Raw genomic sequence first — 13,626 nt, 5'->3', positions numbered from 1 at the left:
TTCACTTATCTTCCTGTAAAAAATCGTTTGACTTTTGAAACGACAAGCCGTTTCTATTTTCTTCGTAAAGCAAATTTATTTTTTCAAGTAATTTCTTTCTTACCTGCGGGTCATCCGACGATTCATACAAGTCTTGCAAAAATTCTATCGCCTGCCGTGTTTTTCCGGCGTTACTCAACGCGGTCGCCGATAATCTAGCCCAATGCGCCGGCGATTGTGAATATTTCGCCGAATACGCAAATAAGTCCGCAGCCCGCTCGTAATCTCGATAACGCGTGTAATAAATCCAGCCTAAATAAAAATACATAAAACGTTCTTTTGAACCGCTCACGTGTGGAATCCCGTTTTCCAAAATCAAGCGCGACGCTTCCCAGTCGTCTGTTATGTTCGGAAGCATAAGCGCCGCAAATTCGTATGACGGATAAAACGGCGGATTTAGCATGTTTACAGCTTCTATCATAGATCTAAGCCATTCGCCGTTGTTATCGCCTGTCATATTTTCTCCGGTATAAAGAATGGTTTTTATCCACAAATAATCGGCGAAAACCGTTTCAAACCCAAGTAAATAAGGAATTATCTCGGGAGAACTTATCACAGCCGTCGCCCGTTCTTTTACCCAAAAATCCTTTGATTTCTCGGCGGAGAGCGGAATAGACGACAAATATATTCCAACCCATAAAATCGCAATAATTACAATAATTGTAATTATTCTCAAGACAAATCCTTTTTCTCAAACGCCACCGACGCTAAAATTGTTGCAATCGCTATATATAAAATTCCGTAAATTACCGCAAAAACTACGTAAGCCAAACCAATGGAATTTTCCTGAACAACCGCCGCCCGAATATTGAAATACTCAAGATTCGGCATAATTAAATTAAACGCTTTTAGAAACGGAACAAGCCACGCTCTATTTTCCAAATCGGCAAGACCGACCAAATCGTTAAAATGTCCGATTATGTAAAATCCTATAGTAAAAATCGCCGCGAGCGTAGGCGATGAAAGTACCGAAAAAAGCAGTGAAAACGACAAAATTATTCCCAATTCAACTATCAGCAAAGTTAACGCTTTTGTGTGCATAGCGGTAATTTCACCGCCGGAAACCGCAAGCGAAATCGCAAAAATCGCCGACATAATTAAAAAATTCAAAAAAAGCGTCAAATAAACTCCCAAAAATTTTCCGACAATTATATATCCGCGATTTATGGGCTTGGTCGCCGTCAAATAAATTGTTTTTCCGCCGATTTCTTTCCCCAAAAGCGAACTTCCTATGAAAACCGCCAAAAGTAACCCGCTTAAAGACATCGCGGCAAGACCGAAATCGTTCATAACTTGTACTCTGGCAAAAACAGACCATTCGCCGAAACTTACCGATAAAGTTATAATTATTCCTACAAAAAGCAGAATATTGTAAAGTACTTTGTTGCGGATTGTTTCGCGAAAAGTATTACTTGCTATAGTAAAAATTATGTCCATTATTTTTCTCCTTTTGTGTGACTCGAATATAAAATCTCTTCAAGAGAACTGCGTATCGGCACAATTGAAGACGGCATTATTTTGTTTTGGCAAATCGACAAATTGAAATTTTGTAAATCGTCCTTGTCTTTCAAAATAAACGAGTAGAAATTTTCTTTTTTATCTGAAATATTTGCGTTTTTTACCGATTTTTGTAAAAAATCAAGAACGTTTGCGTTTAAATTCTCAAATCTGTATTCGACTCCTAACGTCGTTGAATTTACCAGATCGTCCACCGAACCCTGTAGATGTAATTTCCCGTCCGACAAAACGATAATTTCATCGCAAAGCGCTTCTATATCCTCAACTATATGCGTAGAAAAAAATATCGTAGTTCCTTGATCCGAAAGGGTTTTGAAAATATCTCTAAAAAGCCGCCGTCCAAGAGGATCCATCCCGCTCATCGGCTCGTCCATAATTATCAATTTCGGATTTCCTATAAGCGCCTGCGCCATATTTAGCCGCTGTTGCATTCCTTTCGAAAATGATTTTACTCGACGTTTTGCGTTTTGCCACATTTCGACGATTTCCAAAACCCGCAAAATCTCCTTGTCGATACAGTTTTTGGGAACGCGTTTGAGGTCGCAGATAAATTTCAGCGTTTCATAGGCTGTCAAATGTTCGTAAAAATACGGTTGTTCGGAAACAAACGACACATTTTGACGAGCTCTTGGGGCGTTTGACGGGATTCCCATAAGCGATACGCCGCCTTTTGTAGGTTTTACGAGCCCCAGAATCATCTTTATCGACGTGGTTTTCCCTGCGCCGTTTGGACCGATAAATCCGGTAATTACGCCGCTTTTAACCGAAAACGACAAATCGTTTACAGCGATTTTTGCTTTTTCTTCAAGCGCTTCGTTAAATATTTTCGTTACGTTTTTGAGTTCCGCCGCATTCTGTTCCATTACACTTCCTTTTGAATATTCAAAAAATATACTTTTCGGATAATAGTGAAAACAAATAAAAAGTCTCGAATCTTTTATTTTCTTGAAAATTATTGGGCGTTATTGTCAAATCTGAACAAAAAAACTTAATGGGGCTTGGTTCAAAATATCATATTGTGCAACAGCCATCTTATAACTCCTGTAAATGTTTTATCATCTAAATTTGTATAAAAATGCTTTTTTTCTGAAAAATAAACGTTCTTGTCTTATATTTAATATTATCCAGAATAATGAACATGGTTGCAGGTCTTAAAAATGTGTTATATAGAGGATTATAAACACTTTTAACGGAAGAGGCATAAAAAGATGCCAGCGATAAACCAAAAAAAATTAGACGATAGTCAACCAAGTGAACGATTGCCGCAAAAATTTCAACAAATTTCATCGGATGCAAAATCATCTAAACAAGAAGATAAATTTTTTCCTTTGGCTGGAATAACGTCACGAATGAAAGTGACGGAACATTAACTTAAAAATACTAAACGAATGTCATACATTCGTTTATGAGGTAGTAGTAATGACTAAAAGGTTACATAACGTTAAAGAACTTGAATTTAACCCGTAACTTTTCCATGTTTTACGTAACATTTTGAAAAAATCCGCTAATAAGTTGATTTTTTTCAAAAAATGCAAATTTCCTTGTTACGTAATTACGGCATATATTATATTACATGCATGAAAAAGACATCACCACATCCGCAATGGGCATTAGCCCAAAAACGTAAAGGAACGGAATTACGCCTTATAAGTGGCAATTATTATCTTTACGAAGTAAGCAGTAAATGGAATCCGCAGAAGAAGCGGACTGTAAAGATTACCGGCAAACTTTTGGGCAAAATAACCGAATCTGATGGATTTATTGAGTCGGACAAGGAACGTTTACGCAAGCAGCAACTACGCGTAGAAAGCGTTCAAGTTAAAGAATATGGAATAACATCAGCAATAAACGCTTTGTTCGGTGATACAGTAAATGCTTTAAAGAAATATTTTCCTGATTCGTGGCAACGTATTGTTTGTTTGGCATATGGACGGCTGGTTCATCGTTCTGCGTTGAAAAATATCGCTTATCATCATTCAATGAGTTATTTGTCCGAACTTTACTCAGATGTTAATTTATCCGCCAAATCTTTGAGCTATTTTCTAAGGGAATTGGGCGAAGATCGTCAAAAGATAGTAGATTTTTGCCGTTCGTTCAATGTATCCGATGACTGCATATTGTTTGATGGAACTGATATTTTCAGTTATTCCGAAGAGATGGAACTTCCCAAATTCAGTAAAAGCAAATTTGGGACATATGACGACATGATAAATTTGATGTGCATTTTCTCGGTAAAAAGTCAATCACCGGTTTATTACAGACTTCTGCCTGGTAACATCAAGGATGTCAGCGCATTCAAATTGTGTTTGAAAGAGAGTGGTGTAAAAGATGCCGTTATTGTAATGGACAGGGGTTTTGCCTCAAACAGTAATATTAAAGCGCTTGAAGACAGCGAATTAAAATTTATCATTCCTTTGCATAGAAATAACTCTTTGATAGATTATGAAAAATTAAAAACCGGTGATAAGCGCCTTTTGGACGGATATTTTGAACATGAAGAACGTATTATATGGCATTATTCTGTTTTTGTTGATGAAAAAAAGAGTATAACCGTATTCTTGGATGATGAACTGCGCACCCGTGAGCAACGTGATTATCTGAAAAGAATAAACAACGACGCATTGGACTATTGTATTGATAAATTTCACGACAAGCAGTATCAATTAGGTACAATCGCACTAATAGAAAATACGGGGAAAAAGGCAGCCGAAGTTTTTACCGACTATAAAACGCGTGGTGAAGTAGAAACAATGATAGATGCGTTGAAAAATATTGTAGAAGCCGACAGAACATACATGCAAAACGAAATGGCGCTTGAAGGATGGATGTTTATTAATCTAATTGCACTTAAATGGTATTACGTGATTTTAAATTTGGTCAAAAAACATGATCTAAACAAAAAATATTCTCCTATGGATTTGCTTTTGTTTCTAACAGAAATAAAAAAAGTGAAAATCAACAATCAATGGTATGATGCGAAAACGACTAAAACTACAAGAGAGTTGTTGAAAAAATTGAATATTATACCTTAACATGTTACGTAAAATTAGGAAAAGTTACGGTTTAATAATATTTATTGACATTTAAGTAAAAATATGGTATATTATATATGAACTCGGGAGGTTCAAAATGACAATTCATGAGCAAAATATCTTTTTAATTAAAGAATATGAAGAAGCCGTACGTTACATGAATAACGCAAACGAGGCTTTACAAAAATCTAAAAAAGACGATAGATATTACAGCGATAAGAAGTACGTACGCACCGCCTGCGGCGTCGCATACAGCGGCGTTTTGCTTGCCCTTGACGCATGGCTTACGCTAAAAGGAATCCCCAAACCTAACAAAAAACAACGTAAATCTATAGAATATTACATGTCGAATATAACCGAATTAGATAAGAAACTTTTATCTAATCTGCATACCGTTTATAATATATTGCATTTGGCCGGTTATTACGACGGGGTTACGAATATAAAAGTAATTCAAGCGGGTTTTGAATCGGCGAACGAAATAATCGAAAAAATTAAACCGGAACGTGCGGCGTGAAAAAATTGATTTTAGCTAATTACATATTCTCATAATAAAATCCGGTTGTGTATGTGAATTTGCTTAATAATTCGTTTACTTCTTTAATTTTCTTTTTCAGGTTACTAATGCCGGTATCGCGGTTTTCCTTATTATCACTCATGCCGCCCGTCGTAAACTGTCCCTCTTTTGCGGGCTTGTCCCATCCTAATAAATCAAGTATCCAATCGTTATTGTTTAGAATCCGCGCAAAATCTTCTCCGGCGTTTACTATACTGTTGCGCGCCGCTTGGTCTTTGCGTTTGTTGCCTGACCACATACTTGGGTTAAAATCTTTAAACGCTTGGTAGGCGTAATCAAACGCTCCGTAGGTTATACTAACTTCTTTATCGTCATTTGTCAAAACAATATCTTTATTGGCTAAATTTTCGGGTTTCATCTTCTCTTGCTCAATCTTCTCTTGCTCAATCCTCTCTTGCTCCTTCTCTTGCTTCGCCATCACATCTTCTTCATATTTATCTATAATATCTCCCAGACCGTATTTTCTCGCTAACTCCTGAAATGTCGCGTCGCTTAAAATTGATTCTTTATCCGTTCCCGTAGATTCCTGCACCGAACCGTCCGCCGCCGTTACCTTCTGATAAACTCCGGCCGCGTCCAAATTGTTTAAATAACCCGCCAATTGTCCGATTTCCGCACAAGTTCCGGCCGGAATAATCCCGTTCGCTTCCAACGCTATTAAATGACCTATATCGGCTCTATCCACGTTTTTATCCGTCGGCCGTCCGTCCGCGTTATTCATTTTGACGGTTGACAATATACCGTTTACAAGCGCATTCCCGTAAGGATTGCCGCTTGATATAAAATCGTCATAGTTTGATATCGCGGCTTTAGTTAAAGCTTTGCCTTTCGGATCGTTCCAAAATTCGTCGGGACTCATTTTTTCAAGCCTGTCATATTCCCAAGTGTAAGGATTTTCTCCATATTCTCCGGTAGATATTTTATTCGACAAATCGTAAATTAAACCTTCAAGCCTGTCTTGCTCCGAATAAAGACCGTTTAAATATTCTTCGTTTCTCAAATTGGGATCGAACGAGCTTTCCGCTTCTTGGATTTTATCGGTAATTATTTGATAATCGCTTCCCATTTCTTCAAGCAGACTGTTTAAATACAGTTTTCCCCCGTCCATTCCTCCAAGTATATGTCCGTAATTTTCCAAAAGTCCCTGAACCGCGCCCCAGTTTCCCGATTCAACCGCGTCTGTAAACATTTGACGAACATAATTCCATTCGTCATTTTTAGCGTCGTTTAACCATTTGTCAAGGTCTAATTCCTGCTGTCCCTGTTGCATAAGCATTTCCTGATAAGCCTGTAATTGCTGGTCTCTCAATTGATTCTGTTGAGCCCCCATAGTTTGATTTACATAATCCTGAGAAGCGTATTTGTCTTTTGCGTTCGCCGACATAGACGCGCCGAAATTCGCCATATTTCGATTTAACGCTTCCTGTTGAGAGGAAGCGGACGTATTAAAAGCCGCCGTCTGCTGAGCCTGTGTTTTTTTTAGATTCGGTTTTGCGTTTTGTATAGTATCGGCGACCGGACTTTTTATATCCTGTTTTGGGTTTTTATTATCGTTCTGAAATAAACCCGGATTTTTATTATTCGCCTGCGTCGGCAAAGTTTGCGGCGTGTTTGCTTTAATTTTTTGCGCGGCGGCTTGTTGACTCCCCATCATAGTAGGTCCCGAGTTTGCGAAACCGTTATTAAAAGTAGCTCCCATCGGCATAATTTATTCTCCTATCATTTTTTGATTCAAGCCAAATTCTTTATTTATATAATCGTCATACATGTTTGGACTTTGAGGCTCTATATTACTATTTATTGAGTTTTCTTGAGATTCGTCCGCGATGTCTTCGTTATCCCCCTCGGAATTTACCTGGGGAATTTGTCCTTGCGGAATCGCGTCTTGCAGTCCCTGCATCCCCTCTTGCGCCGCGCCCGGAATTTGCGCCTGTTGCGCCTGCTGATTTTTTTGCGCCTCTATTTGAATTTCAAGCATTTCGCCTTCCATTTTTAATTGAGGATTCGATTTCCCTTTTAAAAACATCGCGACAAGTTCGGGGTTTTCTTGGAACATATTCAAAAGAGTCGAACCGTTATTTATCCAGAATTCATTCGCCGCTTCTTCGTTTATATCGTCGTCAAGAGAAGAACTGCTTTGTTGAGTCACGTAATACTTAAACTTTCCTAATCTTAAATTATCCCGCGTCCTGATAATACGTCCCGCTTTGTCCCGCTCTATTTTATTTACTTCGACCTCTTTTTCGGTATTTGTCCTGTCGTCCGTCAATATATAAACTTCTTCGTCCGTAGTAGTCATACAAAACAAATAAAGAAGTATGTTTGTAAGTTTTACGTCTATAACGTTCAAACTTTGCACGTATGAACTTTTTGAAGATAAACTTTGACGTATCGCCATCGCCGCCCTGTAATTGCTTTGCGCCGCCTGCATTTTGCCTTGAATTTCCTGAGTGATTCCCGCATATTCCATTATTCGATTATAAGTTTCGTCTCCGTATCTAAGCATGCTTTCGTTCGGTTTTTGTTCTTCCATTTTATAACGATTTATGCTTCCTTCGGTCAAGGTGACTATTCCCATACGGCTTGTTAACTGCTGTCTTAAAGTATTATTATTTGTCGTGTCGTCAAACGCGCCTTGCTCCGCAAAAAGCGTTTTTCCGCCGGACATAAAAATTTGTTCCTGTCCCAGCGTGTCGGTTATCGCTTTAAAATTCAAATCTTCTTTGACTATGTCTGTAAAACATTCCGGCTTATTTCCCACAAATTGCGGAACGTAACAAACGCCCGGCAAGGTTACGTCTCTCTGAGTCGTAGGTATTTGTATAGGATGCATTCTATTTCTTAAAATAATTCCTCTGTCCGTCATAATAGTTTCCCAAACGACGTAACGCGTTCTTTTTACCAATTCGTAAGTCGGATTAAACGTTTTGAAATCGTCTATATCCTCTTGTGTCCATTCGGGCGTCAAAATAATTTCGTTGTTTGAAGTCAAATCTATTAAGGCGTTTACGTCCGCGACCTCTTTTCTAAGCCATGTAAATAACGCCGTGTAATCTCTGTTTGACAAATTTGAGCCGATAGGAGACGTTTTAAGATAATCGAAGCGTTTGTTTAATTCTTCGCGCGAAATCATTATCTGACGCTTTGTAACCGAATTTATATAATTGTTGTCCCACATACTCATATAATCGTCTATGATTTCTTTTTTATCGTCAAACATTACGTATAAGTCGTTGTTTTTAATTATGTCTATTAAAATTATGTCGTCCACGTCGTCGCACGAAATATAACGTTTCTGCGACGGCAAAACCGCGTCCGGCTGATAAAGATTAAGTTTTATCCGTCCGTTTGAAATATCGGTATCTACGATATCCACTTTCAAAAACGGGAAAAACCCTTCAGAAAGTCCTACCTTTACCAATTCCCGCCTGTAATAATCGTAGCTTATATCGTTTTTTAATCCCTTAAGCAATAAATCAAGCGTCGCCGCTTCGACCGCGTTTTCCTGATTCAAAATCGTTTTTACATGTCCGTGAAAAGCCGCGCGGTTTATATTGTCCGTTAAATTTTGTATCCATGTGGAAGTGAGATTTCGTTGCACGGTCGAAATTCCTAAGTCTTTGAAACTTCTTACCCACTTTTCTTCAAGTATTTTTCCTTGACAGACTTCTCTATTTCTTGCGCGATTGTTTAAATCTTTTTCCCAAAACGAACGGCGTTGTCTTATTTCCTCTCCGAAATTATACCATAAAAGAGTAGAAGCGTTATCCCACAATTCTAAATTTTTGTCATTATATTCTTTATCTGTGTAGTTTACCGTTTTTAATTTGTTTCGCATATTTATTTCTCCTTATAATATATTTAGTAAGTAATTTAGAGATTCGCAATATCCTTTTTCTATTTCCTTCCCCGACGTCAATTTTGCCAAAAGCACGCTTTTTAACGTTATCATACGAGTTTTTCTCGCGTCGTTTTTACGAACGCAATCCAAAATACCGCTGTTTGACCAACGCCGAACGGTTCTTGCGCTTACGCCCAAAACAGCCGCCGCTTTCGACGGCTTTATAAGTTTCGTATTATTCTCTATCTGCATGCCAAATGTCCCAAAAATGTCCCAAAAATGTCCCAAAAATGAATTTATATAAATATTTATATGGTAAAAGATATGAAAAAGAAAAACGATAAAATAAACGATGAAAATCACGATGAAGCCTTAAAAGAATTTCAGGCTAATAAAAATATTGTTCTGTTTGACGCGCTCAAATCGGCGAAAACAGTATCCGAGATATTTCAATCCGATTTATCTATTGCCGAAAAATATCCGCTTGAAACGCTTATAATGGAAATAGAAACGGCTCAGGAAATGTGTAAGGTTAGTGCAGATTGGAAAACATGGCTTTCAATGCAAAATACAAAATTAAAATACCTGCACAAATCGGCGGAATATCAGGAAGAAAGTAAAAGATTATTTACGGCGGAGGAATTGGCGAATGCGATACGAAAATCCCAAAATGACGGATAAACAGATTATAAACGATTATATACATAAAAACTGGAAATTCACTCAAACGGTTCCGCATCCGGCGCAAACAAACGTATTAAACGGTATAACAAACGAATATGACGATAAAACGTTGTTTTTTATATCGTCGGGAAATTCGTTCGGAAAAACGCATTTAATGTGCAATATAATTTTAAACATGTGTAATCCGAAAGAGTTCAGGACTTTTCATATTCCTTTATTTGACGAATATGACCGAAAAAAAGAAGCGGGCGAAGAAGTGAATCTTTGGATAATCGGGACGGCGGACAACTTTAAGCCGTCCGGAGCTATCTATTCGACTTTACGTGATTTGGATTCGACAGCCGATATTAACTATTATAAAAAGACTATTACTATAAACGGTCAGCATATCTTATTTAAGACGCATGAGCAAGACGTAACGGCTTTTGCGGGGCCGCGATTGTTTGCGATTTTTTCGGACGAACCGATGAAAGAAGCGATTTTTCATGAATGTTTGTTGAGGCTTACCGGAATAAACAACGCAAATAAAATGTTTCTGTTTTTTACTCCGGTAACGAACCGCGCTTCATATTTGCTTGATTATGACGAAAGTCGAAAAGACGAAGGGTTTAACGACGTTTGCTGGATGAAAGGTTCAATATACGATAATCCGCACGCCACACAAAAACAATTAAACGCGATAGAAAGGCTTGTCGCAATCAATCCGGCGGAAAAAAACGCGAGGCTTTACGGAGAGTTCGCACAACTTTCAGGACGAATATTCACGACGTTTTCACGCTCGGAGCACGTATTTAACGAATTACCTTATAATTTATACAAATACTATATTTCTTTTGATCCGCACGAAATGAAAAGCCTTTTCGGGCTGCTTATCGCCGTCAATCCCGACAGACAATTTTTTGTAATAGACGAATTTCCCAATCGCCCCTGGAATCAAATAACGACAGACCAAATGGACATAACCCAGCAAGTGCAGGAATTGCACAACATGTGTCATAGAAATAATATAGAGTTCAAAGATTTAAGTTCGATATTCGCCGATAAAATAGAAATCGCTCAGCCAAGAACGCAACTTCACGGAAAAGAAACTTTACGCGAAAAATATGCGGCCGCAGGCGTGCATATAAATACGACTTTTTCTGTGCTTTGGGATGAGGGACTTGAAGCGATACACGAGGCTTTGTATTACGATGAAATATATTATCCGAATCTTCACATTAAAGATAACTGCAATAACTTAATTACGGCGATGGAAAGGTTTTCATATAAAACTACAAAAATAAGTTCGCTTGTGACTTCTAAGGTTTCAAGGCTTGATCCCGAATGGGAGTGTCCGATAAGCGCGCTTAGGTTTTTCGTAACGTCAAACTTTACCGTACCGGCGATAAGTTCGCCTTATGCTCCGAAATTCAAAAAGGCTTATACGCGAGACAGACAAAGCGATAAGGTTACAAGCCGTCTATAAATATTATAAAAGGAGGGAAAGTATGAAATGGATAAATTCCAGAAGATTTATAATCTGTGTGTGCTGTATTTCGATTATCGCTTATATAGTGGTCTGGGAAAGAGAAGCGTATATTCAGGTCGCAGGGTTTTTAATTCCGGTTTTGGTGGCGTTTATGGGTGCGACGACTATCGACAGATTCAGCGACAATTATCATAAGTCTAAAAATAAAGACGAAGAGGAGTAATGGGATGGATAACGAAGAATTATTAAATTTTACAAAGAATTACTTAAATACGGCAAAGGAAGCGATAAACGAAGCGGCGCGGACGAAATATATAAATAAATACGCTAAATTTAACGATGCTGTAAAAGATTTATATGACAGGCAACCGTTTTATTTCAACAAAGACGGAAAAACTTTTGAAGCGGGTGTTAAAATAAATATTCCCTCAAAGAAAAAATATTAAATTATGGAAGTTTGTTTGCTTTTCCCGTTCCGTTACAAGCCGGACAAATTATCGAAGCTCCGTCTTTTTTTGAATAACCTGTCCCGTCGCAAGCCGGACACCCTCCTATAGATACGGAACACCCAAACACGAATAAGATTATAGAAGCAACGATAAGATAAATTTTTAATTCTTTTTTCATAGATTACCTACCTCTCTAAATATAAATATACGACAAGATTTGATTAAAAACATAAAAAAGGCGGAAATATGTTATCTCCGATTTTAAGAGTAATGAGAAATAGAGTAGGGGGAATTGAAACTGGAGTAAGAACCCATCGTGTCGTCAGACCTGAAGCCAACAATAGAATAATTGAGGGGACTTATTCTTATAACGACAAAGCGGGCGGCGCGGTCGCGCTTTTTGGCGGACGTAAGAATAACATCAATATACTTAATCAGATACAAAATTCTGATATGACAAAAGCGGACAAACGCAGATCAAAAGCCGCTTATCTTATAGAAAAAATAAACACTCATACTCCGCCGAGTTCGGTTATAGAACACATAGAATATGATGTCGATTCAAGAATGTTACAAATAAAATTCGTTTCCGGTGAGACTTACGATTATCCGGGTTTTACTTTGGATTTGCTTGAACAATGGGCGACAGCCGATTCTTTAGGCGGATATTTTGTAAGAGTTATACGACCATACTGGAATTTCGGGGGAAAGAGTTAAATATTAGTATAAGACTTTAAATAGAGGTAAAATATGTTTAGTTACAACCAAATAATAGAACGGCTTCCTATTTCTTTGCGCGATTATATCCGCGATAATGTCGAATGGGTTATGATACTTAATAACGCCGTAAGACGCGCCGTTATGCAATCAAGACGATTTAATACGCTTTCGACCAGTGCGCCGCTTCCTCTTAATATTTCGACGATGCCGATTATAAGAAGTATAGAAGGTGAAACTACGTTTAATAAAACTTACGTATATTCGTTCAACGAGATAGTCGAATGGACGAACGATATAAGAAATATAAACAACGATTACGTTGCCGACGTTAATCTTATCGTAATAGCGTCTTCGTTAGCTTTTGACGATATTACGGATTTTAACAATATGAAAGACAAGGACTTAACCGCAGTTTATTCCACTACTACGTCAAACGAATTTATCGTCTTGAAATATGAAAGAACATATTATCCGCAATCGCCTCGCGAAAATCCTAATCCGTATCATATATATAGGAAATATTATCCTTACACCCGCCCTCAACCGAAATTACATCCGTTGGTGGGGATGCGTGTTTTCGCTTCTAAATCCACAAATAACGTCATAAATTATTATTTTACGCCGCAACATACGATTGACGGAATCTGGAATTTGGATTTTATCCCGCCGTCTTCTCAGTTTACGGTATATTACGACTCTAACAATAATTTAAACGTCGTTCTATTGAACGCCGACAGGGGAACGGATTATACGAACGCTTTCACCGCCTTTATTATTTTGCAGGCGAATAATAACGTTTTCGGGAGTTTGGGCGTGCCCGTTCAAAGAGTGGAAACCGATAAATCGCTTAACGAATATTACGATTTTACAGAAGCGCAAAATATAACCATGTCTTTATATTTACCTATGGGACAGCCGCTTGTAATAAATATAACGGTTCGATTTTTTTATTTGAATATGTCTATAGAATATAGTCCTAATTTATTTGAAGAATGTTTAATTGATCCGATTTTATTTAACCTGGTTTATTATGAAACAAAAAAATCCTTATATGATTTTGTCGAAGATACGGCGGCGGCTCAATATCAGCAAAAGATAATTCAGGAAGAAATTGACAGAGAAGTGAAAAACGTCAAGATTACGGCAAATACGGTTCAGCCCGCACAAATACACAATAACGATGATATTATAGATCCAAAAGACAGACGAAGCACAAATGAAACAATAAAAGATTTAAAAAAACAACAAGCAGCGAATATTTTAATAACAAACGCGATTGACATATTGAAAAAATCTGG

The 13,626-nt window shown here is 37.8% G+C and carries 16 protein-coding genes; 9 read left to right on the top strand and 7 right to left on the bottom strand.

What is annotated here, in order from left to right; all coding sequences use genetic code 11:
• Position 1: 1 nt before the first annotated feature.
• Genes LBH98_06020 through LBH98_06010 form a run of 3 tightly spaced genes read right to left on the bottom strand, consistent with a single transcriptional unit; the run spans position 2 to position 2,420 of the window.
• On the bottom strand, positions 2-715 hold the full coding sequence (locus LBH98_06020) for a hypothetical protein (protein ID MDR0304308.1): 714 nt from the start codon (positions 713-715) through the stop codon (positions 2-4).
• The gene (locus LBH98_06015) at positions 712-1,476 is read right to left on the bottom strand and encodes an ABC transporter permease (GenBank protein MDR0304307.1); all 765 of its coding nucleotides are present in this window, start codon (positions 1,474-1,476) and stop codon (positions 712-714) included. Before LBH98_06015 ends, LBH98_06020 begins: the two co-directional genes overlap by 4 nt.
• Positions 1,476-2,420, bottom strand: coding sequence for an ABC transporter ATP-binding protein (locus LBH98_06010; GenBank protein ID MDR0304306.1), 945 nt, complete (start codon positions 2,418-2,420; stop codon positions 1,476-1,478). Before LBH98_06010 ends, LBH98_06015 begins: the two co-directional genes overlap by 1 nt.
• Positions 2,421-2,765: 345 nt before the next feature.
• Between LBH98_06010 and LBH98_06005 the strand changes: the two genes are divergently transcribed.
• The 3 genes from LBH98_06005 (at position 2,766) to LBH98_05995 (ending at position 5,106) form a co-directional block, all read left to right on the top strand.
• Positions 2,766-2,927: a hypothetical protein gene (locus LBH98_06005; GenBank protein MDR0304305.1), complete on the top strand. Its 162-nt coding sequence runs from the start codon at positions 2,766-2,768 to the stop codon at positions 2,925-2,927.
• A 207-nt stretch (positions 2,928-3,134) separates the two neighbouring features.
• On the top strand, positions 3,135-4,589 hold the full coding sequence (locus LBH98_06000; protein MDR0304304.1) for a transposase: 1,455 nt from the start codon (positions 3,135-3,137) through the stop codon (positions 4,587-4,589).
• 97 nt (positions 4,590-4,686) lie between these two features.
• On the top strand, positions 4,687-5,106 hold the full coding sequence (locus tag LBH98_05995; GenBank protein ID MDR0304303.1) for a DUF5618 family protein: 420 nt from the start codon (positions 4,687-4,689) through the stop codon (positions 5,104-5,106).
• A 19-nt stretch (positions 5,107-5,125) separates the two neighbouring features.
• On the opposite strand, the gene LBH98_05990 is transcribed toward LBH98_05995, so the two are convergent.
• Genes LBH98_05990 through LBH98_05980 form a run of 3 tightly spaced genes read right to left on the bottom strand, consistent with a single transcriptional unit; the run spans position 5,126 to position 9,259 of the window.
• Entirely contained in the window at positions 5,126-6,871 is a 1,746-nt protein-coding gene (locus LBH98_05990; protein ID MDR0304302.1) for a hypothetical protein, read from the bottom strand.
• 3 nt (positions 6,872-6,874) lie between these two features.
• Entirely contained in the window at positions 6,875-9,004 is a 2,130-nt protein-coding gene (locus LBH98_05985) for a hypothetical protein (protein ID MDR0304301.1), read from the bottom strand.
• Positions 9,005-9,016: 12 nt separating this feature from the next.
• Positions 9,017-9,259, bottom strand: coding sequence for a hypothetical protein (locus LBH98_05980; protein ID MDR0304300.1), 243 nt, complete (start codon positions 9,257-9,259; stop codon positions 9,017-9,019).
• A gap of 72 nt (positions 9,260-9,331) precedes the next feature.
• Here LBH98_05980 and LBH98_05975 point away from each other — a divergent pair, with 72 nt between their 5' ends.
• The 4 genes from LBH98_05975 to LBH98_05960 are packed head-to-tail and all read left to right on the top strand — an operon-like array spanning position 9,332 to position 11,605.
• A complete protein-coding gene (locus LBH98_05975; GenBank protein MDR0304299.1) occupies positions 9,332-9,688 on the top strand; it encodes a hypothetical protein in 357 nt (118 codons plus the stop codon).
• Positions 9,657-11,156, top strand: coding sequence for a terminase family protein (locus LBH98_05970; protein MDR0304298.1), 1,500 nt, complete (start codon positions 9,657-9,659; stop codon positions 11,154-11,156). Before LBH98_05975 ends, LBH98_05970 begins: the two co-directional genes overlap by 32 nt.
• Before the next feature lie 22 nt (positions 11,157-11,178).
• A complete protein-coding gene (locus tag LBH98_05965) occupies positions 11,179-11,382 on the top strand; it encodes a hypothetical protein (GenBank protein ID MDR0304297.1) in 204 nt (67 codons plus the stop codon).
• Positions 11,383-11,386: 4 nt separating this feature from the next.
• Positions 11,387-11,605, top strand: a complete 219-nt coding sequence (locus tag LBH98_05960) for a hypothetical protein (GenBank protein MDR0304296.1) — start codon at positions 11,387-11,389, stop codon at positions 11,603-11,605.
• Position 11,606: 1 nt separating this feature from the next.
• On the opposite strand, the gene LBH98_05955 is transcribed toward LBH98_05960, so the two are convergent.
• Positions 11,607-11,786 carry a hypothetical protein gene (locus tag LBH98_05955; GenBank protein MDR0304295.1) on the bottom strand — a complete coding sequence of 60 codons (180 nt, stop codon included), beginning with the start codon at positions 11,784-11,786 and terminating at the stop codon, positions 11,607-11,609.
• A gap of 92 nt (positions 11,787-11,878) precedes the next feature.
• On the opposite strand from LBH98_05955, the gene LBH98_05950 reads away from it, so the two are divergent.
• Positions 11,879-12,325 carry a KTSC domain-containing protein gene (locus tag LBH98_05950; GenBank protein ID MDR0304294.1) on the top strand — a complete coding sequence of 149 codons (447 nt, stop codon included), beginning with the start codon at positions 11,879-11,881 and terminating at the stop codon, positions 12,323-12,325.
• A 33-nt stretch (positions 12,326-12,358) separates the two neighbouring features.
• A partial coding sequence (locus LBH98_05945) for a hypothetical protein (GenBank protein MDR0304293.1) occupies positions 12,359-13,626 on the top strand: 1,268 nt, incomplete at its 3' end.

It is taken from the genome of Chitinispirillales bacterium (genome assembly GCA_031254455.1).
Lineage (GTDB): Bacteria > Fibrobacterota > Chitinivibrionia > Chitinivibrionales > Chitinivibrionaceae > WRFX01.
Note: the sequence above shows the minus strand (reverse complement) of the source record. Positions and strands in the feature narration are given on the sequence as shown.